General features: G+C 71.2%; 19 protein-coding genes and 1 tRNA gene. 17 read left to right on the top strand and 3 right to left on the bottom strand.

Going from position 1 to position 26,314, the window contains the following annotated elements; all coding sequences use genetic code 11:
- The first annotated feature begins 7 nt into the window (after positions 1-7).
- A complete protein-coding gene (locus ACVKXF_RS09610) occupies positions 8-1,186 on the top strand; it encodes a GAF domain-containing protein (protein WP_456795571.1) in 1,179 nt (392 codons plus the stop codon).
- Between the two features lie 79 nt (positions 1,187-1,265).
- Here the strand turns inward: ACVKXF_RS09610 and ACVKXF_RS09605 are convergent, their stop codons facing one another.
- Positions 1,266-1,739 carry a hypothetical protein gene (locus ACVKXF_RS09605; protein WP_456795570.1) on the bottom strand — a complete coding sequence of 158 codons (474 nt, stop codon included), beginning with the start codon at positions 1,737-1,739 and terminating at the stop codon, positions 1,266-1,268.
- 147 nt (positions 1,740-1,886) lie between these two features.
- Between ACVKXF_RS09605 and ACVKXF_RS09600 the strand changes: the two genes are divergently transcribed.
- The 5 genes from ACVKXF_RS09600 (at position 1,887) to ACVKXF_RS09580 (ending at position 5,417) form a co-directional block, all read left to right on the top strand.
- The gene (locus tag ACVKXF_RS09600) at positions 1,887-2,570 is read left to right on the top strand and encodes a response regulator transcription factor (RefSeq protein WP_340197646.1); all 684 of its coding nucleotides are present in this window, start codon (positions 1,887-1,889) and stop codon (positions 2,568-2,570) included.
- Positions 2,567-4,072 (top strand): HAMP domain-containing sensor histidine kinase, encoded by a 1,506-nt coding sequence (locus ACVKXF_RS09595; protein ID WP_456795569.1) that lies wholly within the window; start codon positions 2,567-2,569, stop codon positions 4,070-4,072. Before ACVKXF_RS09600 ends, ACVKXF_RS09595 begins: the two co-directional genes overlap by 4 nt.
- 12 nt (positions 4,073-4,084) lie before the next feature.
- Positions 4,085-4,166: transfer RNA gene (locus tag ACVKXF_RS09590), tRNA-Leu, on the top strand.
- A gap of 69 nt (positions 4,167-4,235) precedes the next feature.
- A complete protein-coding gene (locus ACVKXF_RS09585; protein ID WP_022905562.1) occupies positions 4,236-4,841 on the top strand; it encodes an ANTAR domain-containing response regulator in 606 nt (201 codons plus the stop codon).
- A gap of 105 nt (positions 4,842-4,946) precedes the next feature.
- A complete protein-coding gene (locus ACVKXF_RS09580) occupies positions 4,947-5,417 on the top strand; it encodes a GNAT family N-acetyltransferase (RefSeq protein WP_214546945.1) in 471 nt (156 codons plus the stop codon).
- Between the two features lie 7 nt (positions 5,418-5,424).
- Here ACVKXF_RS09580 and ACVKXF_RS09575 read toward each other — a convergent pair whose 3' ends face one another.
- A complete protein-coding gene (locus ACVKXF_RS09575; protein WP_340197692.1) occupies positions 5,425-5,793 on the bottom strand; it encodes a PaaI family thioesterase in 369 nt (122 codons plus the stop codon).
- A gap of 127 nt (positions 5,794-5,920) precedes the next feature.
- Between ACVKXF_RS09575 and polA the strand changes: the two genes are divergently transcribed.
- The 7 genes from polA (at position 5,921) to ACVKXF_RS09540 (ending at position 16,425) form a co-directional block, all read left to right on the top strand.
- Positions 5,921-8,563, top strand: coding sequence for a DNA polymerase I (polA, locus tag ACVKXF_RS09570; protein WP_456795568.1), 2,643 nt, complete (start codon positions 5,921-5,923; stop codon positions 8,561-8,563).
- A 37-nt stretch (positions 8,564-8,600) separates the two neighbouring features.
- On the top strand, positions 8,601-10,280 hold the full coding sequence (locus ACVKXF_RS09565; protein WP_456795567.1) for a DUF885 domain-containing protein: 1,680 nt from the start codon (positions 8,601-8,603) through the stop codon (positions 10,278-10,280).
- Positions 10,281-10,440: 160 nt separating this feature from the next.
- A complete protein-coding gene (rpsA, locus tag ACVKXF_RS09560) occupies positions 10,441-11,919 on the top strand; it encodes a 30S ribosomal protein S1 (RefSeq protein ID WP_123312516.1) in 1,479 nt (492 codons plus the stop codon).
- A 91-nt stretch (positions 11,920-12,010) separates the two neighbouring features.
- Positions 12,011-12,613 carry a dephospho-CoA kinase gene (coaE, locus tag ACVKXF_RS09555; protein ID WP_456795566.1) on the top strand — a complete coding sequence of 201 codons (603 nt, stop codon included), beginning with the start codon at positions 12,011-12,013 and terminating at the stop codon, positions 12,611-12,613.
- Entirely contained in the window at positions 12,610-13,695 is a 1,086-nt protein-coding gene (locus tag ACVKXF_RS09550) for a BPSS1187 family protein (RefSeq protein ID WP_456795565.1), read from the top strand. Before coaE ends, ACVKXF_RS09550 begins: the two co-directional genes overlap by 4 nt.
- Before the next feature lie 22 nt (positions 13,696-13,717).
- Complete coding sequence (locus tag ACVKXF_RS09545; protein WP_456795564.1) at positions 13,718-15,229, top strand: class I adenylate-forming enzyme family protein; 1,512 nt, start codon at positions 13,718-13,720, stop codon at positions 15,227-15,229.
- A complete protein-coding gene (locus ACVKXF_RS09540; RefSeq protein WP_456795563.1) occupies positions 15,226-16,425 on the top strand; it encodes an acyltransferase in 1,200 nt (399 codons plus the stop codon). The genes ACVKXF_RS09545 and ACVKXF_RS09540 overlap by 4 nt, the downstream gene beginning before the upstream one ends.
- 211 nt (positions 16,426-16,636) lie before the next feature.
- Here ACVKXF_RS09540 and ACVKXF_RS09535 read toward each other — a convergent pair whose 3' ends face one another.
- Positions 16,637-17,965 (bottom strand): MFS transporter, encoded by a 1,329-nt coding sequence (locus tag ACVKXF_RS09535; RefSeq protein ID WP_396288523.1) that lies wholly within the window; start codon positions 17,963-17,965, stop codon positions 16,637-16,639.
- Between the two features lie 193 nt (positions 17,966-18,158).
- Here ACVKXF_RS09535 and uvrB point away from each other — a divergent pair, with 193 nt between their 5' ends.
- The 4 genes from uvrB to uvrC are packed head-to-tail and all read left to right on the top strand — an operon-like array spanning position 18,159 to position 26,239.
- Positions 18,159-20,231 (top strand): excinuclease ABC subunit UvrB, encoded by a 2,073-nt coding sequence (uvrB, locus tag ACVKXF_RS09530; RefSeq protein ID WP_123313097.1) that lies wholly within the window; start codon positions 18,159-18,161, stop codon positions 20,229-20,231.
- Positions 20,221-21,138, top strand: a complete 918-nt coding sequence (locus tag ACVKXF_RS09525; RefSeq protein ID WP_456795562.1) for an SDR family NAD(P)-dependent oxidoreductase — start codon at positions 20,221-20,223, stop codon at positions 21,136-21,138. The genes uvrB and ACVKXF_RS09525 overlap by 11 nt, the downstream gene beginning before the upstream one ends.
- Positions 21,139-21,187: 49 nt before the next feature.
- The gene (gene uvrA, locus ACVKXF_RS09520; protein ID WP_456795561.1) at positions 21,188-24,214 is read left to right on the top strand and encodes an excinuclease ABC subunit UvrA; all 3,027 of its coding nucleotides are present in this window, start codon (positions 21,188-21,190) and stop codon (positions 24,212-24,214) included.
- On the top strand, positions 24,215-26,239 hold the full coding sequence (gene uvrC, locus ACVKXF_RS09515) for an excinuclease ABC subunit UvrC (protein WP_222657780.1): 2,025 nt from the start codon (positions 24,215-24,217) through the stop codon (positions 26,237-26,239).
- Positions 26,240-26,314: the final 75 nt, after the last annotated feature.

Below are 26,314 nucleotides of genomic sequence, written 5' to 3'. Positions count from 1 at the left end.
AGGACGCATGCGCGCACCCGACCGGCTCCGCCCGCTCGTGGCCGCGTCCTGGCGGCGGTCCGCGGCGGTCGACCCGGACGCGGTCCCCGCACTTGCCCTCGGCGACGACGAGCTCGACGCCGCCCGCCGTGACGGCCCCCTGGCCACCCTGCTGCCCGTCGTCCGGCACCTCCTGCTCGACGACACCCGCTCCGCCGGCTGCGTCCTGGCGGTCGGGGACGCCTCCGGCCGGCTCGTGTGGGTCGACGGCGCGCGGACGGCCCGACGAGCGGCAGAGGACATGGGCTTCGTCCCCGGGGCCGACTGGGCCGAGGACCGCGTCGGCACGAGCGCACCCGGCACCGCCCTGCGGCTCGACCGGCCGGTGCAGATCCGGTCCGACGAGCACTACGCCAACGCCGTGAAGCCGTGGTCGTGCACCGCCGTCCCCGTGCACGACGCCCACGGGACCACCGTCGGTGTGCTCGACCTGACGGGCGACGACCGGGCGGTCGAACGGCACACCCTCTCGCTCCTCGCCGCGACGGTCGCCGCCGCCGAGGCGCGGCTCGCCCTCGCCGCGAGCAGGGTCCCCGGACCCGCCGTGCCGACGCCGGCCGCGCCCGGCGCGGAACTGACGGTCCTCGGCACCGACACCGCCGTCCTGCGCATCCGCGACCGCCGGGTGCAGCTGTCCGCGCGGCACTCCGAGCTCCTGGTCGTCCTCGCCGCCCACCCCGACGGGTTGGCGGCAGCCGACCTCGCGCAGGCCGTGTACGGCGACGCCGGTGCCGTCGTGACGCTGCGCGCCGAGGTGGTGCGGCTCCGACGGGTCCTCGCGGAGCACGCGTCGGGCGTGACCGTGACGTCGCGTCCGTACCGGGTGACCGGGATGGCGACCGACGTCGACACCGTGCTGTCCGCGCTCGACCGCGGGGCGCGCCTCCAGGCCGTCGACCGGTACACCGGGCCGGTCCTGCCGGGGTCGGCTGCGCCGGGGGTGGACGCCGTGCGCGACCTGGTGCGCGGTCGGTTCCGCGAGTCGGTCGTCGCGGACGGCAGTGTCGAGGCGCTGCTCGCGTGGGCGCGGACGCCCGACGGGGCAGCGGACGGCCGCGTGCTCCGCGCGCTGCTCGCGGTCCTGCCGCGGCGGTCGCCGCGGCGGGCTGGTCTCGTGGCGGCGATCGAGGCGCTCGAGGGTCCCTGAGTCGGTCGGGACGACCCGGCCTGGAGGCGCGCCCCGCGCGGTCGAGATCGCCGACGGCGCGCGCCTCCCGGCCTGGTGATCAGGAACCGGAGGTCGGCGCCGGCGCGGTGGTCGCGTCGGGAGCCGGTGGGGTGGGCGTCGTGCCCGTGCCCTTCGCACCGTCCTCCGGCGGGGTGGGCGCCGTGGCCTTCGCGCCGTCCTCCGGCGGGGTCGGGGCCTTCCCCTCGTGGCCCTTCGGCGGCGCGGGCACGGTCGCGGGATCGCCGGCCGTCGGCAGTGCCGGGCAGCCGGGCGCCGTCGCGGGGCCGCCCTCGAGCGGTGCGGGCACCGTCGCGGTGTCGCCGTCCGACGGAACCGGGGCCGGTGTGGTCGCGCTGGTCGGCGCACCAGTCGGGGCGCTCGGCGCCGGGGTGGTCGTCGCGGCGTTCGCCGTGGCGATGCCGAACCCGCCGAGCACCAGGACCGCGGCCGCGGCCGTGCCGATCCCGACCCGTCGCAGGAGCGCGCCGCGTCGCGGGGTGGTGGTGGTCGAGTCGTCTCGTTCGTCGAACATGGTGGTTCCGTTCCGTGACCGGGCAGATCCGGGTGATCCGCCGCTGGAGACGACGCTCGAGTCCGAATCTGAAGCATGCCTGAAGCACAGGGGTTCTCCAGCGTCCTCCATGCTCGGTGGCTGCCGGAGCGCCCTACGGTGTCCGCCGTGCCCGTTCCCGCTCGAATCCTGGTCGTCGACGACGACGACTCCATCCGGACCTCCGTCGCGACGACCCTGCGTGCCGAGGGCTTCACCGTCGCCGAGGCCTCCGACGGACGCGACCTCGTCGAGGACCTCCGCCGCGCCGCACCCGACCTCGTCCTGCTGGACTGGATGCTGCCCGGGCCGAGCGGCATCGTGCTCGCCGGGCGGGTGCGCTCCACCTCGGACGCCGCCGTCGTGATGATGACCGCGCGGGACGAGCTCGACGAGCGGTTGCGCGGCTTCGCCGAGGGCGCCGACGACTACGTGGTGAAGCCGTTCGCGATGGCCGAGCTGGTGGCGCGGGTGACGGCGGTGCTCCGGCGGCGCGGGCGGATCCCGTCGGTCGTCGAGGTCGGCGACCTCGTCCTCGACCCGGACGCCGCCACCGCCCGGCGTGCCGGGGTCCTGCTCGACCTCACCGCGACGGAGTTCCGCCTGCTGCGGTTCCTCGCCGAGAGCCGGGGTCGCACCGTGTCGAAGGGGCAGATCACGACGCAGGTGTGGGGCTACGACGACGTCGCGGCGAACGTCGTCGAGGTCCACCTCAGCGCCCTCCGACGGAAGATGGAGGCGCACGGGCCGCGGCTCGTGCACACCGTCCGCGGCATCGGGTACCGGCTGAGCGACGAGCGGACGGCGGCGTGACGGGCGAGAGCGGCCCGCTCCGGACGACCTCGTTGCGGCTGCGCACGGTCGTCGCGATCGTGGTCCTGCTCGCGGTCCTGCTGGCCGGACTGGCGGTCGCCGTCGAGGTGCTGCTCGGCATCCGGCTGCGCGCCCAGGCCGAGGACCGGCTCCGCGACCGGGCATCGGCCGCCGCCGCACTCGTCGGGACCGTCGACGCCGAGGACCTCGCCGACCGGCTCTCCGCGCAGGGGCTGTCGGTGCGCATCGTCGGGCCGGACGGCGGGGCCGTCGAGGCCGGTCCGACGCCGGACCAGCTGCGGACGGGCCCGCCGGATCCAGGCGGCCTGCCGGCGACCGTACCGCGCGGCAGCGGACTCGTCGGTGGGACCGCGCCCACGGCCGCGGCCACGCCGACGACCACCGCGGACGGCGCCACGATCTCGTCGTCGACCGTGCGCGAGGGCGACGGGGTGCTCACCCTCGTGAGCCGGCTCGACGACGGCACCCGCATCACGCTGACCGTCGGCACCCGCGACGTGCAGGACACCCTGGTGCAGCTCGGCTGGGTGATGGGCGGTGCCTCCGCGGCGTTCCTCGGGGTCGCCGTCCTCGGTGTGGTGCTCGTCGTCCGTCGGTCCCTGCGGCCGCTCGACGAGATGGCGACGACCGCGCGGTCGATCGCGGGCGGCGACCGCGGCCGGCGACTCCGACCCTCGCGGCAGGACACCGAGATCGGTCGCGTCGCCGTCGCCATGGACGAGATGCTCGACGCCGTCGAGGGCGCGGAGCGCGAGGCCGTCGCCGCGGAGGCACGGGTCCGCTCGTTCCTCTCCGACGCCGCGCACGAGCTGCGCACCCCGGTCGCCGGGGTCCGTGCGGCGGCCGACACGCTCGTGCGCGGCGGCGGCGACGTCGCCACGCGCGAGGTGCTCGCCGTGCACGTCGTCCGCCAGGCAGACCGCGCCGCGCGGCTCATCGAGGACATGCTCACGATGGCCCGGCTCGACCGGGGGATCGAACTCGACCGACGACCGGTGGACCTCGGCGCCGTCCTCGTGGCGGAGGGCGACCGGCTGCGGTTGCGGCTGCCGTCCGTCGCGCTCGAGGTCGTGGTGCCCGAGCGGGCCGTGTGCGCCGACGTCGACGCCGAGCGGCTCGCCCAGGTCGTCGCCAACCTCGTCGACAACGCCGCCCGCGCTGCCGGACCCGCGGGCAGGATCGTCGTCACGCTCGACGACCGAGGAACGGGCCCCGTGGTCCGGGTGGAGGACGACGGTCCGGGCATCCCGGTGCAGGACCGCGTGCGGGTCTTCGACCGACTCGTCCGGCTCGAGGCCGCTCGCGACGCCCGTTCCGGCGGGGCCGGACTGGGACTGCCGATCGCACGGGGCATCGCCGAGGCGCACGGCGGGTCCCTGCAGCACGCCGAGGACGGCGAAGGCCACGAGGTCGGCCTGCTCGGCGGTGCGGTGTTCGAGCTGCGGCTGCCGGCGGCGGTCGAGGGGCGGGGGTCCTGCTAGCCTGGAGGCCTCGCGAGTGTGGTGGAATCGGCAGACACGGGGCACTCAAAATGCTCTGCCTCACGGCGTGCGGGTTCAAGTCCCGCCACTCGTACAACGCTTATTGGCAACCTGAGCCGTGTGCTGACATGAAGCACTTCTGACGTCTAGTAGGCTTGCGGCTGTGAGTGACACAGAAGCAACTGCAACAGCACCCCGTCGCGTCGTCGTCGCCGAGGACGAGTCGCTCATCCGCCTCGACATCGTCGAGATCCTCCGCGACAACGGGTTCGACGTGGTCGGTGAGGCCGGCGACGGCGAGACCGCCGTGCAGCTCGCCACCGACCTCCGTCCCGACCTCGTCGTGATGGACGTCAAGATGCCCCAGCTCGACGGCATCTCCGCAGCCGAGAAGCTGTCCAAGAACCACATCGCTCCGGTGGTCCTCCTCACGGCGTTCAGCCAGAAGGACCTCGTCGAGCGTGCCACCGAGGCCGGCGCGCTGGCCTACGTGGTCAAGCCGTTCACGCCGAACGACCTGCTCCCCGCGATCGAGATCGCCCTCTCGCGGCACCAGCAGATCATCACGCTCGAGGCCGAGGTCGCCGACCTGGTCGAGCGCTTCGAGACGCGCAAGCTCGTCGACCGCGCCAAGGGCCTGCTCAACGAGAAGATGGGCCTCACCGAGCCCGAGGCGTTCCGCTGGATCCAGAAGGCCTCGATGGACCGCCGCCTGACCATGCACGACGTCGCCAAGGCGATCATCGAGCAGCTCAGCGCCAAGAAGTAGCACCACCCGTCGCTCACACCAGCGCCGTCGGACCCCGGTCCGGCGGCGCTGCTGCGTTCCCGGACGCGTGGGGCGGTGGAGGCGACCACCTGGCAGGCTGGAGCCGTGGACGACGTGGTGATCCGGGCCTCCCGGCCTGACGACATGCCTGCGGTGGCCGACCTGCGGTGGCGGTGGAGCGTCGGCGAGGGCGGCGCCGAGCCGGCCGCGACGCCGGACGACTACCGCGCGGCGATGACGGCCTTCGCCCTGGAGCACCCGGACACGCACCGGTGCGTGGTCGCGGAGCGCGACGGCGCGGTGCTCGGCATGGCGTGGCTCGGACTCGTCGCCCGGCCGCCGACCCCGGACCGGCCGGGGCGACGCCTGACCGCCGACGTGCAGACCGTGTACGTGCACCCCGACCTGCGCGGGCTCGGTGTCGCCGGACGGCTCGTCACGGCACTGCTCGACATCGCCGACGACCTCGGCGTCGAGCGGACCTCGGTGCACTCGAGCGTCGACGGCGAGCGGCTCTACCGGCGCCTCGGCTTCGGCGATGCGCGCCTGTTGCTGCAGCGTCCGCCCGAGGACTGACGACGGTTCAGCGTGCCTCGCGGATGAGGTTGGTGATGCGGACGGTGGAGCAGCGCCGCCCCTGGTCGTCCGTGATCACGATCTCGTGCGTGGTGAGCGTGCTGCCGAGGTGGATCGCGGTGCAGACGCCGGTGACGGTGCCGGACGTGGCGCTGCGGGTGTGCGAGGCGTTCAGCTCGATGCCGACGGCGTAGCGGCCCTCGCCGGCGTGCACGTTGGCGGCCATCGAACCGAGGCTCTCGGCGAGGACGACGTAGGCGCCCCCGTGCAGCAGGCCGACCGGCTGGCGGTTGCCCTCGACCGGGATGCTGCCGACGGCACGGTCGGCCGTCATCTCGGTGATGACCATGCCCATCTTGTCGGCGAGCTCACCCATCCCACGGGCCGCGAGGCGCTCGTCGACGTTCCCGGTGATGGTGGCTTCGTCGGTCACGCGCTCGAACTCCCGTGTCGGATGGCGTCGGTAGGCTGTCCGGGTGTCGGACTCCGCAAAGCCTACCCTCATGGTCATCGACGGCCACTCGCTCGCCTTCCGGGCCTTCTACGCACTGCCGGTCGACAGTTTCGTGAACCGCGACGGGCAGCACACGAACGCCATCCACGGCTTCATCTCGATGCTGCTCATGCTCCTGCAGCGCGAGAAGCCGACCCACCTGGCGGTGGCGTTCGACATCTCCCGGTTCTCGTTCCGCACCCGTGAGTACGAGGCGTACAAGGGCACCCGCTCCGAGACCCCGGCCGAGTTCAAGGGCCAGATCCCGCTGCTGCAGCAGGCGCTCGAGGCGATGGGCATCACCACGGTGACGAAGGAGGACTACGAGGCCGACGACATCCTCGCGACCCTGTCGTCCCAGGGTGCTGCGCAGGGGTACCAGGTCTACGTGGTCTCCGGCGACCGCGACGCCATCCAGCTCGTCAACGACGACGTCACGCTGCTCTACCCGTCGGTCCGTGGCGTGTCCGAACTGACCCGGTACGACCGCGACAAGGTGTACGAGCGCTACGGCATCGAGCCGCACCAGTACCCCGACATCGCCGCCCTCGTGGGCGAGACCAGCGACAACCTGATCGGCATCGACAAGGTCGGCGAGAAGACCGCGGTCAAGTGGGTCACCCAGTACGGCTCGCTCGAGGGCGTCCTCGAGCACGCCGACGAGATCAAGGGCGTCGTCGGCAACAACCTGCGCGAGCAGCAGGACCGGGCCGTCCGGAACCGCCGGCTGAACCGCCTGGTCACGGACGTCGAGCTGCCGGTGGGCCCGGCCGACGTCGCGCTCCGGCCCCTCGACGAGACCGCCGTGCGTGAGCTGTTCGCCAAGCTGCAGTTCCGCACGCTGCTCGACCGCGTCTTCAAGGTCGCCGGCTCGGGCGAGCCGTCCGAGCAGCCGGCCGAGGGCGGGGTGACGGACGGGGCCGCGAGCCCGCCGTCGGTCAAGACCCTGATCGACGAGGAACTCGGCTACTGGCTCGAGCGGCGCAACGCGTCCGAGGCGGCGAACGGCTACGGCGTCGCCGTCGAGGTCATCGACGGCCGGCTCAGCACCATCGGCATCGCGACCCACGACGACGCCGTCCAGGTCCCGGGCGGCAGCGGCGCGAAGGACTACGAGCAGCTGTCGGCGTGGTTCGCCTCCGACGCCCCGAAGCACTTCCACGACGCCAAGGCGGCGATCAAGGCACTCGCGACCGCCGGCTTCGTGGTGAACGGCGTCGCCGGTGACGCCCGCATCACGGGGTGGCTCGCCCAGCCCGGCAAGCAGGGGCAGCCGCTGGCCGACCTCGTCTACCAGGAGCTCGGCGAAGAGCTCCCCACCGCCGACCCGAACCAGCTCGTGCCGGAGACCGACCCGGTGAACGTCGGCGTGCACGCGTGGTTCGTCCTGCGGGTCACCACGGCGCTCCGTGCCCGGCTCGACGAGTCGTCGCTCACGGTCCTCGACGACATCGAGCTCCCGCTGGTGTCGGTGCTCGCGAGCATGGAGACCATCGGCGTCGGGATCGACCGTCCGGTGCTCACGGGGCTGTCGAAGGAACTGGGGGAGCGTGCCGCCGAACTGGCGCAGCAGGCGTTCGCCGAGATCGGGCACGAGGTCAACCTCGGTTCCCCGAAGCAGCTGCAGGAAGTCCTGTTCACCGAGCTCGCGATGCCGAAGACCCGCAAGACGAAGACCGGGTTCTCGACCGATGCCGCCAGTCTGGCGGACCTGCAGGAGCAGCACCCGCACCCGTTCCTCGGCTTGCTGCTGCAGCACCGTGACGCCACCAAGCTCCGCCAGATCGTCGACACGCTCGACGCGGCGATCGTCGACGGGCGCATCCACACCCGGTACGAGCAGACGGGCAGCAGCACCGGCCGCATCTCGTCGACCGACCCGAACCTGCAGAACATCCCGGTGAAGACCGCCGTGGGGCGCCGGGTCCGGTCGGCGTTCGCCGTCGCCGAGCCCTACACGACGCTCATCACGGCCGACTACTCGCAGATCGAGATGCGGATCATGGCGCACCTGTCGGGCGACCCCGGGCTCATCCAGGCGTTCAACGAGGGCGAGGACCTGCACCGGTTCGTCGGCGCCCGGGTGTTCGGCGTCGAGCCGGCCGAGGTGTCCGCCGAGATGCGCACCAAGGTCAAGGCGATGTCGTACGGCCTGGCCTACGGGCTGAGCGCGTTCGGGTTGTCGAAGCAGCTGCGGATCGAGCAGTCCGAGGCCCGGACGCTCATGACCGAGTACTTCGCCCGGTTCGGCGCGGTGCGCGACTACCTGCGCAACGTCGTCGAGCAGGCGCGCGAGGACGGCTACACCGAGACGATCTTCGGCCGTCGCCGCCCGTTCCCGGACCTGAAGAGCCCGAACCGCGTCCTGCGCGAGAACGCCGAGCGCGCGGCGCTGAACGCGCCGATCCAGGGCTCGGCTGCCGACATCATGAAGATCGCGATGCTCGGCGTCGACGAGGACCTGCGCGACGGCGGCCTCGAGTCGCACCTGCTGCTCCAGGTGCACGACGAGCTCATCCTCGAGGTCGCGCCCGGCGAGCAGGAGCGCGTCGAGGAGATCCTGCGCACCCGGATGGGCAACGCCGCCGAGCTCACCGTGCCGCTCGACGTCTCGGTCGGTGTCGGCGCGAACTGGGAGAGCGCAGCGCACTGACCGCGTGCCGGACGGCGCTGGTGGATAGGGTCGGAGCATGAGCGAAGCGCGTCCCGTCCGTCAGCAGACCGCCGTCGACCACGTGGCCGAGGGATGGGTCGCCACCCTGGTCGACCTCGACCCGACGACGGCGACGTACATCGGTGTGCCGGGTCGAACGGGGGAGTACGGCGACACCTCGCCCGCCGGAGCAGCCGCCCTGGCCGATGCGGCGCGGGCGACGAAGCGCGCCCTCGACGCCGCTACGGCGGTCGACCCGGTCGACGAGGTCACGAAGGCCGACCTCGGCGCCGAACTCGACCTCGTGCAGGAGTCGTACGAGCGGAAGCTCCACCTGCGCGACCTCAACGTGATCGCGAGCCCGGCGCAGTCCGTCCGCGAGATCATCGACCTGATGCCGACGGCGACGGAGGCGGACTGGCAGGACGTCGCCAGCCGGCTGCACGCGCTGCCGGACGCGCTCGAGGGCATCCGCGAGACCCTGCTCGAGGGCACGCGCGAGGACGTCACCCCGGCGAAGCGGCAGGTCGCCCTGGTCGCGGAGCAGGCCGCCCGCAACGGCGCGGAGGACGGGTTCTTCCGCCGCCTGGCCGAGGGCGCGGCGTTCGACGACGGCTCCGCCGTGCCGGACTCGCTCCGCGCCGAGCTGACCCGCGGCGCCGAGGTCGCATCGGCTGCGTACCGGAGCCTCGGGCAGTTCCTCGAGCACGAACTGCTGCCGCTCGCCACCCCGGTCGACGCCGTCGGACGCGAGGCGTACGAGCTGCACTCCCGCCGGTTCCTCGGCGCCGTCGTCGACCTCGACGAGACGTACGAGTGGGGCCTCGAGGAACTCGCCCGCATGCGCGACGAGCAGGAACGCATCGCCGACCGGATCGAGTCGGGCGCGAGCGTGGCCCGGGCGATCGAGGTGCTGGACACCGACCCCTCCCGGATCCTGCACGGGACGGACGCCCTGCAGCGGTGGATGCAGGAGACGAGCGACGCTTCGATCGCGGCGATGGCCGGCACCTACTTCGACATCCCGGAACCGATCCGCCGCCTCGAGTGCCGGATCGCCCCCACGCAGGAGGGCGGGATCTACTACAGCGGTCCGTCGGACGACTTCTCGCGCGCCGGCCGGATGTGGTGGTCGGTGCCCGAGGGTGTCACCGAGTTCGGCACCTGGCGTGAGAAGACCACGGTCTACCACGAGGGCGTCCCCGGTCACCACCTGCAGATCAGCCAGGGCGTCTACAACCGCGGCGAGCTCAACACGTGGCGCCGCCAGCTGTCCGGCTCGTCGGGCCACGTCGAGGGCTGGGCGCTCTACGCCGAGCGCCTGATGGAGCAGCTCGGGTTCCTCGACGACGACGGCGACCGGCTCGGCATGCTCGACGGGCAGCGCATGCGTGCCGCCCGCGTGGTGCTCGACATCGGTGTGCACCTGCAGAAGACCAACCCGGACGGCGGCGGCTGGACGTGGGAGTACGCCCTCGACTTCATGCGCGAGAACGTGAACATGGACGACGCGTTCGTGCAGTTCGAGGTCGCGCGCTACTTCGGGTGGCCCGGCCAGGCGCCGTCCTACAAGGTGGGCCAGCGCGTGTGGGAGTCGATCCGCGATGAGGTCGCCGCCCGCGAAGGCGCCGACTTCGACCTGAAGGCGTTCCACCGTCGTGCGCTCGCGCTCGGCAGCATCGGTCTCGACACCCTGCGCAGCGCCCTGCTCCGCTGACGCGCCGCCGACACGCCCGGTTGTGGGCGCTCGGCCGGTGCGGTTAGACTTGTGCGGCGCAATCCGCGCCACTCAATCAATCGCCACGGCGGAGCACCACGGGGGTCTCGACTCCCCGCACGCCACGGCCCGACTCATGTCCGTTCGGAGCAATCTCTACATGACAACCACTACGACCAAGGCTCCTAAGCAGGTCGCCATCAACGACATCGGTTCGGCTGATGACTTCCTGGCCGAGGTCGAGAAGACCCTGAAGTTCTTCAACGACGGTGATCTCATCTCCGGCACCGTCGTGAAGATCGACCGCGACGAGGTCCTCCTCGACGTCGGTTACAAGACCGAGGGCGTCATCCCCTCGCGCGAGCTCTCGATCAAGCACGACGTCGACCCCAACGAGGTCGTCAAGGTCGGCGACGAGGTCGAGGCCCTGGTTCTCCAGAAGGAGGACAAGGAAGGCCGCCTCATCCTGTCGAAGAAGCGTGCGCAGTACGAGCGCGCATGGGGCGACGTCGAGAAGATCAAGGAGTCCGACGGCGTCGTGACCGGCACGGTCATCGAGGTCGTCAAGGGCGGCCTGATCGTCGACATCGGTCTCCGCGGCTTCCTCCCCGCGTCGCTCATCGAGCTCCGTCGCGTCCGCGACCTCACGCCGTACCTCGGCCAGGAGATTGAGGCGAAGATCCTCGAGCTCGACAAGAACCGCAACAACGTGGTCCTGTCGCGCCGTGCGCTCCTCGAGCAGACGCAGTCCGAGTCCCGGACCACGTTCCTCAACAACCTGCACAAGGGCCAGGTCCGCAAGGGCATCGTCTCCTCGATCGTCAACTTCGGTGCGTTCGTGGACCTCGGTGGCGTCGACGGTCTCGTCCACGTCTCCGAGCTCAGCTGGAAGCACATCGAGCACGCCAGCGAGGTCGTCGAGGTCGGTCAGGAAGTCACCGTCGAGATCCTCGAGGTCGACCTGGACCGCGAGCGCGTGTCGCTCTCGCTCAAGGCGACGCAGGAGGACCCGTGGCAGGTCTTCGCCCGCACCCACGCGATCGGCCAGATCGCACCGGGCAAGGTCACGAAGCTCGTCCCGTTCGGTGCCTTCGTCCGCGTTGCCGACGGCATCGAGGGCCTGGTGCACATCTCCGAGCTCTCGAACAAGCACGTCGAGCTCGCCGAGCAGGTCGTCTCGGTCAACGACGAGGTCTTCGTCAAGATCATCGACATCGACCTCGACCGTCGCCGCATCTCGCTCAGCCTCAAGCAGGCGAACGAGGGCGTGGACCCCGAGGGCACCGAGTTCGACCCGGCGCTCTACGGCATGCCGACCGAGTACGACGACAAGGGTGACTACAAGTACCCGGACGGCTTCGACCCGGAGACGAACGAGTGGCTCGAGGGCTACGACACCCAGCGCACCGAGTGGGAGGGCCAGTACGCGGCCGCCCAGGGTCGTTGGGAAGCCCACAAGGCGCAGGTCGCGAAGACCATCGCCGACGAGGAAAAGGGCGGTTTCGACCTCCCGGCCGGCGCATCGTCGTCGTCCGCTTCCTCTTCGTCGTCGTTCTCGAGCGAGACCGGTGGCGCGAGCCCCCTCGCCGACGACGCTTCGCTGGCGGCGCTCCGCGAGAAGCTCAGCTCGACCAACTGATCGAGCGAGTCGCACTGACCGGAAGCCCGGCATCCCCCAGGGGGTGCCGGGCTTCCGGCGTTTCCACGCCGCGGGTCGTTAGCCTGTCCGCGTGCGCATCATCGGTCTCACGGGCGGCATCGCCGCGGGCAAGTCGACGGTCTCCAGGCGTTGGGCGGAACACGGCGGGATCGTCGTCGACGCCGACCGGCTCGCGCGGGACGCCGTCGCGCCGGGCAGCCCCGGTCTCGCGCAGGTCGCCGAGCGGTTCGGCCCGACGGTGATCGCGGCCGACGGTTCGCTCGACCGTCCGGCGCTCGCGGCGATCGTGTTCTCGGACCCGGCGGCCCGGAAGGACCTCGAGGCGATCACCCACCCCGAGGTCTGGCGGCTCGCCCAGCGTGCCTTCGACGCGGCCGAGGCCGCCGATCCCGACGCCGTCGTCGTGTACGACGTGCCGCTCCTCGCCGAGGCCCGCGGATCCCGCCCGCTCCGGTTCGACGCCGTCGTGGTGGTCGACGCCCCGGCCGCACAGCGCATCGAGCGGCTCGTGGCCCACCGGAACATGCCCCGGGACGAAGCCGAGCGCCGCGTGGCCGCACAGGCGAACGACGCCGACCGGCTGGCCCTCGCCGACCACGTCGTCGACGCGACGGGTTCGCTCGACCAGACCGTTCGATCGGCCGACGAGGTGTGGTCGCGGATCACCTCGTGAAGCATCGTCTGCTGCTGGTCCTCGCCGCGATCGTGCTCATCGCGATCGGCGGCGGAGCACTGGTCGCCGCGAACCTGCTCGGCGCCCAGCGCATCGAGGACGAGGGGCGGGCACCGACGATCGACCGTTCGCACGCCGACGAGGCCCCGTCGGGCGACGAGCGCGGCCCCGAGGGGGAGTTCCACCGGTTCCGACTCGGCACCGTGAACGGCGAGCGGCTCACCCCCAACCGCGACGACTTCGCCGCCCGCACCTCGGTCGACGGCCCCCTGCTGCTGTTCCTGCCCGCGACACGGTCCCGCCCGGCCGAGTACCAGCGGTTCCTCGGACAGGCCCTCGCCGACGGCTACCACGTGCTGGGGCTCGACTACTGGAACCTCGGTCGCACGCTGTCCGGTACCTGCGAGGCCGACGCCCGCTGCTACGGCATGGTGCAGCGCAACCGGTTCGACGGCACCCGTCCGTCCGAGTTCAGCTCCGTGACGCCCGCCGGGTCGATCGTGTCGCGCTTCCGCGACGCCGTCGCGTACCTCGACGACCACGACCCCGACGGCGGATGGGGCCGCTTCGTGCAGGGCGACGACGACATCGCCTGGCAGGACATCGTCGTGGCGGGCCACTCCCAGGGCGGCGGCGAAGCGGCGTACATCGCGCACATCCGGTCCGTCCGCGGGGCGCTGATGTTCTCGTCACCCGTCGAGTCCCGGGGTCCGTCGCACGCGGCGTGGATGGACCGCCCCGGCAAGACCCCCGTCGCCCGGTTGTACGCCGTCGACGACGTCCGCGACGCCTTCGGGCCGCGGATCACCGGCTCGTGGAAGGTGCTCGGGCTCGACGGCGTCGACGGACCCTTCCGGACGGACACCGCCCCACCACTCGCCGGCGCGGACCCGCACGCGATCCTGACCGACGTCCGGGGCCGGGGGAAGGCGCACTCGCTCATCATCAAGGACTCCACGCCGCTCGGACCGGACGGCGAACCCCGGATGTCGGCGCTCTGGCAGTGGATGCTGCACCGCTTCCCGACGACGGCCGGGGGCGCTGCTCCCTCCGACGGCGCTGCTCCCTCCGACGGTTCATAGGCTCCCGCAATAGCCTCTGCTGGTGCAGCCCGTCGACGGAGAACCCGACCTGCGCTCGCTCATCCGCGATCGTGCAGCGGAGAACCCCGAGCGCCCGTACCTGGAGGACGCCCGCTCCGCGCGCGTCCTGAGCTACCGCGCCCTCGAGGACGCGGTGACCGCCTGGTCCGCGACGTTCGACGCGATCGGCGTCCCGGCTTCCGGAGCCGTCCTCGTCGACGTGGGCGACCCCCTCTGCTTCGCCGTGGTGCACCTGACCGCCGTGGCGACCGGGCGGCGGGCGGTCCCGGTGGACACCGGACAGCCGGCGACCGAGCCGGCCCGGCTCGCCGACCTGATCGGCGGGGCGTCGATCGTGGTGTCGGACCGTGCCGTGGACCGGGCCGTCCCCGGGGCGCCCGCGAGCGGGATCGACGCGGCCACGTTCCTCCCGGCCGCCGTCCGCGACGGTGACGTGCCCACGCAGAGCCCGGACGCACCGGGCGAGGGATCCGTGGTGCTGTTCACGTCCGGGTCGACCGGCGCGCCGAAGGGCGTCGAACTGCCGGAGTCGCAGCTGCTGTTCGTCGCGCGTGCCGTCGCACGGCACAACGGGTTGACCGACCGCGACCGCGGCTTCAACTCGCTGCCGCTGTTCCACGTCAACGCCGAGGTCGTCGGCCTGCTGGCGACGCTCGTCGCCGGGGCGACACTCGTGCTCGACCCGCGCTTCCGGCGGACCGGGTTCTGGGAACTGCTCGCCGAACGGCGCATCACCTGGCTGAACGCCGTGCCGGCGATCCTGGCCGTGCTCGCGAAGACCGGCCCACCGGACTTCCCGGAGGGCCTCCGGTTCGTCCGGAGCGCCTCGGCGCCGCTGCCGGACCCGGTACGCGCGGCGCTCGGGGACGTCCCACTCGTCGTGAGCTGGGGGATGACCGAGGGGGCGTCCCAGATCACCGCGACGCCGTTGGACGCGCCTGCCCGCCCCGGGACCGTCGGCGTGCTGGTCGGGGCCGAGGTGCAGGTGCGCGACGAGGACGGCACCCCGTTACCCGCCGACGAGGTCGGTGCGCTGTGGGTGCGCGGGCCGGGGATCGTCGGGCGCTACCTGTTCGGGCGTGCGGCGGACCGCTTCGACGCCGACGGGTGGCTCAGCACCGGCGACGTGGGGTCCGTCGCGGCGAACGGGTGGGTCTCGCTCGCCGGACGCTCCGACGACGTCATCAACCGGGGCGGCGAGAAGGTCTACCCTGCCGAGGTCGAGGACGTCCTGCTCGGTGACCCCCGGGTGCTCGAAGCCGTCGTCGTCGGGCGGCCGGACGACGTGCTCGGGGCCGTCCCGGTGGCGTACGTGATCCTGCAGCCGGACGGTGACCGCGCCGCAGACGCCGACCCTGACGCCCGCGTCGTCGTCGACCTCACCGCGCGCGCCGAGGCCCACCTGACCCGCTTCCGCCGACCCGTCGAGATCATCGTCGTCCCCGACCTGCCGCGGGCTCCCACCGGCAAGGTGCAGCGGGCGAAGGTCCGGACGATGGCGCAGCCGTCGTGACGGACACACAGGCACCCGCGCAGCCGCAGCCGCAGCGGCAGCCGCAGGCCCAGACCCCGACCCGTACGGCGGCTGGCAAGCCGCGCCACCTGTACGAGGTCGACGTCCTCCGCATCCTGACCTTCGCCTGCGTCATCGGCGTGCACACCACGAGCCACACGGCCGCGTCCGACGACGTCGGCCTGAACGCGCTCCTCGCCCTGCTGCACTTCACCCGGCTCGTCTTCTTCTCGTTGACCGCCTTCGTGCTCGTCTACAGCTACACGCTGCGTCCGCGGCCGATGGCGCAGTTCTGGCCCAAGCGGTTCCTGCTCGTGGGGGTGCCGTACCTGGCGTGGTCGTTCGTGTACGTCGGGTCCAGCTGGCTCCTCAGCAGCACCCGTCGGGGTGACGTGCCCGACCTGGTGCGCACCCTCGCGGAGGGCATCGTCACCGGCACGTCCTGGTACCACCTGTACTTCCTGCTCGTGACCATGCAGGTCTACCTGCTGCTGCCCGTCATCGTGTGGCTCGTCCGGAAGACCCGTGGGCACCACCTGACGACGCTCGTCGTGGCGCTGGTGGTGCAGCTCGTGGTGTTCGCCGGCTACAAGTACTTCCCGGCGAGCGACGCCTGGTTGCACGGCTACCAGAAGCAGTTCTTCTTCTCGTACGTGTTCTTCATCGTCTCCGGGGCGATCGCCGCCGACCACGCCGACGCGTTCCTCCGGTTCATCCGCGTGCACCGCCGCGCCGTGCTCTGGGCCTTCGCCGGTGTCGGCGGGCTCACGCTCGGCGTCTGGGCGCTGCAGGTCGCCCTCGGCCAGTCGCTCTACGCCGCGGGGACGCCGCTGCAGCCGATCGAGGCCGTGTGGAGCACCGCGGTGTTCGTCGGCTTCCTGGCGATCGGTGCGCGCTGGGCGGACCGACGGCGACCCGGCAGCCCGGTCGCACGGTTCGTCGACTACGCCTCGGACCGGTCGTTCGGGATCTTCCTGAGCCACCCGTTCCTGATCTGGATCCTGCTGTACGGCGACAGCTGGCTCGAGGCCGTGGTGCCGCGGCCGTGGCTGACGCTCGTGACGTACCTGCTCGTGGTGGTGCTGTCCGTGGCGGTGACCGAGGCCTTCCGGTGGACCCCGCTGAGCGTGCCGCTCACGGGCCGGCCGTCGCTCGCGTCGCGCGCGAGTCGTCAGGCGCGCAGCCCGCAGCGCTGACCCGTGTGTTCCGGGCGTACCTGGTCGCTTCTTCCGACCAGGTACGCCCGTTCCTGCTTGCTGTGCGCGGCGGTGGACGCGTGGCGCGGCGGACGGGAGGCGCGGGGCGGGCTGGACCCGGGCCTCCCGTCCGGTGGGTGGGGACCAGCAGGGCCCCGCGCGCGTCCGGGGGTCCGGACCACGCGCGTCCGGTGGGTCCGGACCGCGTGCGTCAGGCGGCGCGCTGCTCCGCGGCGGGGGTGCCGACCTCGAGGACGCCGTTCGTCGACGTGAGCCGCTGCGGCTTCATGCACCACGCGACGACCGCCGCGGCGCCGAGCAGCACGCACGACAGGGCGAAGGGCAGCTGCCACCCCGACGCGTCGATGAGCAGGCCGAAGACGATCGGGGAGACCACGCCGGCGATGCCGAAGCCGGTGTTCATGAAGCCGGACGCGGTGCCGGACCACTGTGGGGCGACGTCCATCGGGATCGCCCAGAGGTTCGCGTTGCAGAGCTCCAGGAAGAAGAACGACAGCGCCAGCGAGATCGTCGCGACGAGCAGGCCCTGCCCGATCACGAGGGGGATGAGGCAGACCAGCGAGCCGCCGAGTCCGATCACCAGGACGGTCCGGCGGGCGTTCCGGGTGTTGCCGCCGCGGTGGATGATCCGGTCGCTCAGCATGCCGCCGACCGTGTCCCCGACGACGCCGGCGAGCAGGATGAGGGTGGTGAACAGTGCGAAGTCGCCGATCTCGAGCCCGTACGTCGAGCTGAGGAAGGTCGGCAGCCAGGTGAGGAACACCCAGAGGGTCCAGCCGTAGCCGAAGTCGACGAACGTCACCGGCAGGATCTGCCGTGCCATCTGGCGCCACGGCACCGGCGGGCGGGTGGCACGGGTCTCGACGGGCGGGAGCTCGTCGATCTCGACCTGCGTGATGCCCTTCGTCGACTCGGGCCGGTCGCGGAACCAGACGAACCAGACGATGCCCCAGGCGAAGGACAGGACCGCCGTGGCGAAGAACGCCCACCGCCAGCTGCCCGTCGAGCCGATGACCCAGGCGACGAGCAGCGGAGCCAGTGCGTTGCCGAGCCGGGCCGCGGAGTGCACGACGCCCTGCGCGAAGCCGTTGCGGTCGCGGGGGATCCAGCGGGTCATGGCCTGGGTCGCGGTCGGGAACGCCGCGGCCTCGCTGAGCCCGAGGAGCGCACGGGCGGCGAACAGCGTCCAGAACCCGACGGCGAAGCCGGTCCACAGCGTCGCGACGCCCCAGACCACGGTGATGACGAAGAGGGCCTTGCGCGGCCCGAACTTCTCGCTGATCGTGCCGCCGAAGACCTGCAACAGGGCGTAGGGCAGCGAGAACGCGGACACGATCAGGCCGGCGGTGGCCTCGTTGAAGCCGAACTCCTCGGTGATGTGCGGCAGCGCGGTCGAGATGTTCGTGCGGTCGATGTACGAGATCGCGTACATGCAGCAGAGGAGGATGAGCACTCGTCCGCGGATGCGACCGCGGAACGGGGTGCCCTTCGTCGGTGCGGCGGGGGTCGCCGTCGTCATGGGGCCTCTTCGGGTGTGGCTCGTGCTGGCTCGTCGGGGACGTGCGGAGCGATCGGGTTGCTGAACGGACCGGACGCTATGCCCGCTGGTTATCAGCGGACTTGGAGGCTGCTTGGCGAGGACGATACGCCGAGGGCGAGCAGGGGCGCCGGTGTCAGGGGTGCCGACTACCGTTGCGGACATGGGTGTTGCGATCGAACCGACCCGAGCGGTACGTCCGTTCGAGGTCATCAGCGAGTACACGCCGAGTGGCGACCAGCCCGCGGCCATCGCGGAACTCGCCGGGCGGATCAACGCCGGTGAGACCGACGTCGTGCTGCTCGGTGCGACCGGTACGGGCAAGTCGGCGACGACCGCGTGGCTCATCGAGCAGGTGCAGCGGCCGACGCTCGTGCTCGCGCACAACAAGACCCTCGCCGCGCAGTTGGCGAACGAGTTCCGCAGTCTGATGCCGAACAACGCGGTCGAGTACTTCGTGTCGTACTACGACTACTACCAGCCCGAGGCGTACGTCCCGCAGACGGACACCTTCATCGAGAAGGACTCCTCGGTCAACGCCGAGGTGGAGCGGCTCCGGCACTCGACGACGAACTCGCTGCTCAGCCGGCGCGACGTCGTCGTGGTGTCGACCGTGTCCTGCATCTACGGCCTCGGCACGCCCGAGCAGTACATGAACGCCTCGGTGGCGCTGCACGTGGGGCAGACGATCTCGCGCGACCAGCTCGTGCGCAAGTTCGTCTCGATGCAGTACCAGCGCAACGACGTCGACTTCGCCCGCGGCACCTTCCGCGTGCGCGGCGACACCATCGAGATCATCCCGATGTACGAAGAGCACGCCATCCGGATCGAGATGTTCGGCGACGAGATCGAAGCGCTCTCCTCGCTGCACCCCCTGACCGGCAACGTGATCGACGACCTGCCGGCCGTGTCGATCTTCCCGGCGTCGCACTACGTCGCGGACACCGACGTCATGCACCGCGCGATCGCCGACATCAAGGTCGAACTCGCCGAGCGCCTGGCCGAGCTCGAGGGACAGGGCAAGCTGCTCGAGGCCCAGCGGCTCCGCATGCGCACCACGTTCGACATCGAGATGATGGAGCAGATCGGCTTCTGCTCGGGCATCGAGAACTACTCGCGCCACATGGACGGCCGCGTCGCGGGCGAGGCGCCGCACTGCCTCATCGACTACTTCCCCGACGACTTCCTGATCGTCATCGACGAGTCGCACGTCACCGTGCCGCAGATCGGCGCGATGTACGAAGGCGACGCCTCGCGCAAGCGCACCCTGGTCGACCACGGGTTCCGGCTGCCGAGCGCGCTCGACAACCGTCCGCTGCGGTGGGAGGAGTTCCTCGACCGCGTCGGGCAGAAGGTCTTCCTGTCGGCGACGCCCGGTCGGTACGAGCTCGGCATCACGGACAGCGTCGTCGAGCAGATCATCCGTCCGACCGGCCTGGTCGACCCCGAGATCGTGGTGAAGCCGAGTGACGGCCAGATCGACGACCTGCTCGAGGAGATCAAGCAGCGCGTCGACAAGGACGAGCGTGTGCTCGTCACCACCCTGACGAAGCGCATGGCGGAAGAGCTGACCGACTTCCTCGGCAACGCCGGCGTACGGGTGCGCTACCTGCACTCCGACGTCGACACCCTGAAGCGCGTCGAGCTGCTGACCGAACTGCGACAGGGCGTCTACGACGTGCTCGTCGGCATCAACCTGCTGCGAGAGGGCCTCGACCTGCCCGAGGTGTCCCTGGTGGCCATCCTCGACGCCGACAAGGAGGGCTTCCTGCGGTCCTCGACGTCACTCATCCAGACGATCGGTCGCGCGGCCCGCAACGTGTCGGGCCAGGTCCTCATGTACGCCGACAAGATGACCGACTCGATGAAGACCGCGATCGAGGAGACCGATCGTCGTCGCGAGAAGCAGGTCGCGTACAACCTGGAGCGCGGTATCGATCCGCAGCCGCTCCGCAAGAAGATCGCCGACATCACCGAGGTGCTGCAGCGCGAGAACGACGACACCAAGGCGCTGCTGCAGGGCCGTCCCGGTGCCGACGGTCGCCGTTCGCCCACGCCGAACCTGAAGCGCGGCGGCATCGCGGGCGAGGGCGCGACCCAGCTCGAGGCGACGATCGGCGACCTCAACGACCAGATGCTGCAGGCCGCGGCCGAGCTGAAGTTCGAGCTCGCCGCGCGCCTCCGTGACGAGGTGCAGGACCTCAAGAAGGCGCTGCGGCAGATGGAGTCGGCCGGGCATGTCAGCTGACGGTCGCCGCACGGTCGTCGTCACGGGGGCGAGCGCGGGCCTCGGGTACCACGCGGCCGAGCAGCTCGCCGCGTCCGGGCACCGGGTCGTGCTCGCCACCCGCGACCGTGCTCGGGCGGCAGCGGCGGAGCAGAGCATCCGCCGCCACGTGGACGGTGCGTCGTTGGCGCACGTGCACCTCGACCTCGCCGACCTCGACTCCGTCCGTGCCGCCGCCGCCGAGCTCGCGGCCCTCGAACCGGGCGGCGTCGACGCAGTCGTGAACAACGCCGGAGTCGTGGGTGCCTCGACCGCGAGCACGACCGCACAGGGCACCGAGCTGCAGATCGGCACGAACCACCTCGGGCACTTCGCCTGGACGGCGCTGACGATGCCGCTGCTCGAACGGCGTGCCGGTCGCGTCGTGCACCTCGGGTCCATCGCGCACCGGTGGGCCCGGCTCGACCCGGCCGACCCGTTCCGCGTCGGCCGGTACTCCAGCTACCGGCAGTACGGCCGCAGCAAGCTCGCCGTGATGCTGTTCGGCTTCGAACTCGGCCAGCGGCTGGCGGACGCCGGCTCGTCCGTCGCCAGCGTCGTGGCACACCCCGGGCTGTCGCTCGACGCGCTCTCGCCGGAGCGACCGGACATCGCGCCGTCCCGTTCGGAACCCGCGTGGACCCGGCCGGCACAGCGGCTGTACGCGCAGGGGAAGGACGCCGGCGCCGAGCCCCTCGTGCACGCCGCGGTCGCCGCGGGTGTGCGCTCGGGGGAGTACCGGGGCCCGGCCGGGTGGATGCAGCTGCGCGGATCCGCAGCCGTGGTCCGTGCCGAGCCGCGCGCGCACGACCGGACCGCTGCAGCGCGGCTCTGGACGGCCAGCGAGCGTCGTTCCGGGGTCGCGTTCGCTCTCGACGCACTCGTCTGACCACCGACTCGCGGGCGGATGTCGGACCCCTTTCGTAGAATCGACGGCGATGACAATCACCTCTGACCGCGGCACCGCGACCTCGGGCCGGAACGCCTTCGGCGAGCCGACCGACCCCCACCTCCCCGGCGTGACCGTCCCGACCGGCTCCTCGACGCTCAGCGTCCGCGGGGCCAGGGTGCACAACCTCCGGAACGTCGACCTCGAGATCCCCCGTGACTCCCTCGTGGTGTTCACCGGCCTGTCCGGATCCGGCAAGTCGTCGCTGGCCTTCGACACGATCTTCGCCGAGGGGCAACGACGCTACGTCGAGTCCCTGTCCGCGTACGCGCGACAGTTCCTCGGCCAGGTCGACCGCCCCGACGTCGACTTCATCGAGGGGCTGTCGCCCGCGGTGTCGATCGACCAGAAGTCGACCAACCGCAACCCGCGGTCGACGGTGGGCACGATCACCGAGGTCTACGACTACATGCGTCTGCTCTGGGCGCGCATCGGGGTGCCGCACTGCCCGACGTGCGGCGAGGTCATCAGCAAGCAGACCGTGCAGCAGATCGCCGACCAGCTCATGGAGTTCGAGTCCGGCACGCGGTTCCAGGTGCTCGCCCCCGTCATCTCCAAGAAGAAGGGCGAGTTCGTCGACCTCTTCCAGGAACTCGCGGCGTCCGGCTACGCCCGCGCGATCGTCGACGGGGAGCGGATCCAGCTCAGCGACCCGCCGAAGCTCAAGAAGCAGGTCAAGCACGACATCTCGGTGATCGTCGACCGTCTGGTGTCGAACGACGACATCCTCGGCCGGCTCACCGACTCGCTCGAGACGGCGCTGCGCCTGACCGGTGGCACCGTCGGCATCGACCTGGTCGACCACGACGGCCCCGGCGCCGTCCGCACCTACTCCGAGAACCTGTCGTGCCCGAACAACCACCCGCTCGCACTGACCGAGATCGAGCCCCGCACGTTCTCGTTCAACGCGCCGTTCGGTGCCTGCCCGGAGTGCTCCGGCCTCGGTACGCGCATGTCGGTCGACCCCGACCTCGTGCTCGGCGACCCCGACGCCTCGCTGCGCGACGGCGTCCTGCTGCCCTGGACCGGAGCGAGCGGGCTGTACTCGTACTTCGAGAAGCTCCTCGCCGGCCTCGGCAAGGACCTCGGGTTCACGCTCGACACCCCGTGGAGCCAGCTCGACGCCTCGGTGCAGGCCGCGATCCTGACGGGCAAGGACTTCCAGGTGTCGGTGTCCTGGCGCAACCGGTTCGGCCGCGAGATGCGCTACACCAGCGGGTTCGAGGGCGTCATGCCGTACATCGAGCGGAAGTTCGCCGAGGCCGAGTCGGACTCGCAGCGCCAGCGGTTCCAGGGCTACCTGCGCGAGGTCCCGTGCCCGGTGTGCGAGGGCACGCGCCTCAAGCCCGAGGTCCTGGCGGTCACGGTCGACGGCCGCAGCATCGCCGACGTGACCGACATGTCGCTCGACAACGCGTACTCGTTCATGGACACCCTGACGCTCACCGACCGCGAAGCGCACATCGCCGCAGCGGTCCTGCGTGAGATCCGGGCGCGCCTCGAGTTCCTGCTCGAGGTCGGCCTGAACTACCTGACGCTCGCGCGCGGTGCCGGCGGGCTCTCCGGCGGCGAGGCACAGCGCATCCGTCTGGCGACCCAGATCGGCTCCGGTCTGACCGGCGTGCTGTACGTGCTGGACGAGCCGAGCATCGGTCTGCACCAGCGGGACAACCGCCGCCTCATCGACACCCTGGTCAAGCTCAAGGACCTCGGCAACACGCTGATCGTCGTGGAGCACGACGAGGACACCATCCGCACCGCCGACTGGGTCGTCGACATCGGCCCCGGAGCCGGCGTGAACGGCGGCAACGTCGTGCACTCGGGTTCGTACGAGGGCATCATCGCGAACCGCGAGTCGGTGACGGGGGACTACCTCGCCGGCCGTCGTGCGATCGAGGTCCCCGCCGAGCGACGCAAGGTGAACCTGAAGCGCGCCATCAGCGTGCAGGGCGCTCGGGCGAACAACCTCAAGACGATCGACGCCGACTTCCCGCTCGGGGTGTTCACCGCGGTCACGGGCGTGAGCGGGTCGGGCAAGTCGACCCTGGTCAACGACATCCTGTACAAGGTGCTCGCCAACCAGCTCAACGGTGCCCGGCACATCGCCGGCAAGCACACCCGCGTCAAGGGCCTCGACCAACTGGACAAGGTCGTGCACGTCGACCAGGCGCCGATCGGCCGCACGCCGCGGTCCAACCCGGCGACCTACACGGGCGTGTTCGACCGGATCCGTCAGCTGTTCGCCGAGACGCCCGAGGCGAAGACCCGCGGCTACCAGCCCGGTCGGTTCAGCTTCAACGTCAAGGGCGGTCGGTGCGAGAACTGCTCCGGCGACGGCACGATCAAGATCGAGATGAACTTCCTGCCCGACGTCTACGTCGCGTGCGAGGTCTGCGGCGGTGCGCGCTACAACCGCGAGACCCTGCAGGTCCACTACAAGGGCAAGAGCATCTCCGAGGTCCTGGACATGCCGATCAGCGAGGCGGCCGAGTTCTTCGAGCCGATCTCCGCGATCCACCGCTACATGGCGACGCTCGTCGACGTGGGCCTCGGCTACGTCCGTCTCGGCCAGAGCGCGACCACGCTCTCCGGCGGCGAAGCGCAGCGCGTCAAGCTCGCGACCGAGCTGCAGCGACGCTCGAACGGCCGGACCGTGTACGTGCTCGACGAGCCGACGACGGGTCTGCACTTCGAGGACGTCCGCAAGCTGCTCCTGGTGCTGCAGAGCCTGGTCGACAAGGGCAACACCGTCATCACGATCGAGCACAACCTCGACGTGATCAAGTCGGCCGACTGGGTCATCGACATGGGGCCAGAGGGCGGCGCCGGCGGCGGGACGGTCCTCGCCACCGGCACCCCGGAGCACGTCGCCGACGTCCCGGAGAGCCACACCGGTGTCTTCCTGCGCGAGATCTTCGACGCCCAGGACGCCCGCGTCGGCAAGCAGCAGGCTGTGGAGGCCCGCACGGCGAGCCGGCCGAAGAAGTCGGCCAAGCAGAAGGCGGGTGCACGGTAGGTGGCGGACACCGTTCCGTGGCGTCCGAAGGCGGGGGAGATCCCGACCGACCCGGGCGTCTACCGATGGCGTGACGAATCCGGGCGGGTGCTCTACGTCGGCAAGGCGAAGAACCTCCGCGCCCGGCTGAGCAACTACTTCGCGCCGCTGCCGACGCTGCACGAACGCACCCGTCGGATGGTGCTGACGGCCCGCAGCGTCGAGTGGACGACGGTCGGCTCCGAGATCGAGGCACTGCAGCTCGAGTACACCTGGATCAAGGAGTTCGACCCGCCGTTCAACGTCAAGTTCCGCGACGACAAGTCGTACCCGTACATGGCGATCACCATGGCCGACGAAGCGCCTCGGGTGATGGTCACGCGGAACCGGAAGATCAAGGGCGCGAAGTACTTCGGGCCGTACCCGAAGATCTGGGCGGTGCACGACACCATCGACCTGATGATCAAGGTGTTCCCGATCCGCACCTGTTCGGACTCGTCGTACAAACGCGCGATGCAGACGGGCAAGCCCTGCTTCCCGGGGCAGATCGGGAAGTGCGGCGGGCCGTGCTCGCAGCGCGTCACCATCGAGGAGCACCGGGCGCTCGTCGAGGAGTTCGTGCGGTTCATGAACAGCTACGACCGCCGGGTGATCACCGAGCTGCGCCAGCGCATGGGGGCCTCAGCTGACGCCATGCAGTACGAACAGGCCGCGAAGTTCCGCGACCAGGTCGAGGCGCTCGAGGCCGTGCTCGAGAAGTCCGCCGTGGTGCTCCGCGACTCGGTGGACCTCGACCTGTTCGGCATCGCCGAGGACGAGCTCGCCGCCGCCGTGCAGCTGTTCTCGGTGCGTGGCGGACGCATCCGCGGTGTCCGCGGGTGGGTGGTCGACAAGGAGCTCGACATCTCGACGGGTGACCTGGTCGAGCAGATCGTGCAGGGCGTGTACGCCGACAACGAGCTCACCCCGGCCGCCGTCGCCGAGGAGCCCCCGCGCGAGGTGGTCGTGCCGACCCTGCCCGAGGACGCCGAGGCGCTGCAGCAGTGGCTCAGCGAACGGCGGGGTGGCCGCGGCACGAAGCTCAGCACCGCGCAGCGCGGCGACCGGGCCGGTCTGGCCCGGACGGCGGCGCAGAACGCGGCCCAGGCGCTGATGCTCTACAAGACGAAGCGCTCCGCCGACTACACGACGCGCTCGGCGGCCCTGGCCGACATCCAGGACGCCCTCGGCATGACCGAGGCCCCGCTCCGCATGGAGTGCTACGACATCTCGCACCTGCAGGGCACGAACGTCGTGGCGTCGATGGTGGTGTTCGAGGACGGTCTGCCCCGCAAGGACCAGTACCGCCGCTACACGATCGCCGAGACCACGGACGACACCGACAGCATGTACCAGGTCCTCACCCGGCGTCTGGCGCGCCTCGACGAGGACGCCGACCTGCCGGACGTCCCCGACGTCACGAGCGACGAGGTGGTCGAGGGCTCGAAACCCTCGAAGCGGTTCGCGTACCGCCCGCAGCTGCTCATCGTCGACGGTGGACAGCCGCAGGTGCAGGCGGCGAAGCGCGCGTTGGACGAAGCCGGCGTGCGGGACATCGCGTTGGTCGGCATCGCGAAGCGGCTCGAGGAGCTCTGGCTGCCCGACGACGACTTCCCGGTGATCATGCCGCGCAACTCCGAGGCACTCTTCCTGATCCAGCGGATCCGCGACGAGGCACACCGCTTCGCGATCACGCACCAGCGCACGCGTCGCAAGCGCGACGTGCGGTCCCGGCTGTCCGAGATCCCCGGGCTCGGGCCGAGCCGTGTGAACGCGCTGCTGAAGCACTTCGGTTCCGTCGCGCGTCTGCGTGAGGCCACCGCCGAGGAGATCAGCGAGGTCAACGGCGTCGGGCCGGCGACCGCTGCGGCGGTCGTCACGAAGCTCCAGCAGACCCCGACCAGCGCGCCGGACGCCGAGACGGACGCTGCGGACGCCGAGCCGGTCCCGGGAGGCCCGGTGCGGGTCCCGGAAGTGACCCACGACGGTCCGCAGCTGCCGTCGTGACGCATCCCGTGCCTCCCGACACGTGTCGGGCGATACCCTGGACCCGCAGCCGAGACCTCCCCGGGCGACGCGCCC

Source organism: Curtobacterium sp. PvP017, assembly GCF_054060195.1.
The sequence above is the reverse complement of the archived record's forward strand: the minus strand, read 5'-3'. Positions and strand labels throughout refer to the sequence as shown.

What these genes read in the sequence shown, in the direction of transcription:
- ACVKXF_RS09525 (WP_456795562.1), top strand. Translation starts at nt 20,221, where the DNA reads ATGTCAGCTGACGGTCGCCGCACGGTCGTCGTCACGGGGGCGAGCGCG.
- ACVKXF_RS09610 (WP_456795571.1), top strand. Translation starts at nt 8, where the DNA reads ATGCGCGCACCCGACCGGCTCCGCCCGCTCGTGGCCGCGTCCTGGCGG.
- ACVKXF_RS09605 (WP_456795570.1), bottom strand. Translation starts at nt 1,739, where the DNA reads ATGTTCGACGAACGAGACGACTCGACCACCACCACCCCGCGACGCGGC.
- ACVKXF_RS09535 (WP_396288523.1), bottom strand. Translation starts at nt 17,965, where the DNA reads ATGACGACGGCGACCCCCGCCGCACCGACGAAGGGCACCCCGTTCCGC.
- uvrA (WP_456795561.1), top strand. Translation starts at nt 21,188, where the DNA reads ATGACAATCACCTCTGACCGCGGCACCGCGACCTCGGGCCGGAACGCC.
- ACVKXF_RS09565 (WP_456795567.1), top strand. Translation starts at nt 8,601, where the DNA reads ATGAGCGAAGCGCGTCCCGTCCGTCAGCAGACCGCCGTCGACCACGTG.
- polA (WP_456795568.1), top strand. Translation starts at nt 5,921, where the DNA reads ATGGTCATCGACGGCCACTCGCTCGCCTTCCGGGCCTTCTACGCACTG.
- rpsA (WP_123312516.1), top strand. Translation starts at nt 10,441, where the DNA reads ATGACAACCACTACGACCAAGGCTCCTAAGCAGGTCGCCATCAACGAC.
- ACVKXF_RS09575 (WP_340197692.1), bottom strand. Translation starts at nt 5,793, where the DNA reads ATGGGTGAGCTCGCCGACAAGATGGGCATGGTCATCACCGAGATGACG.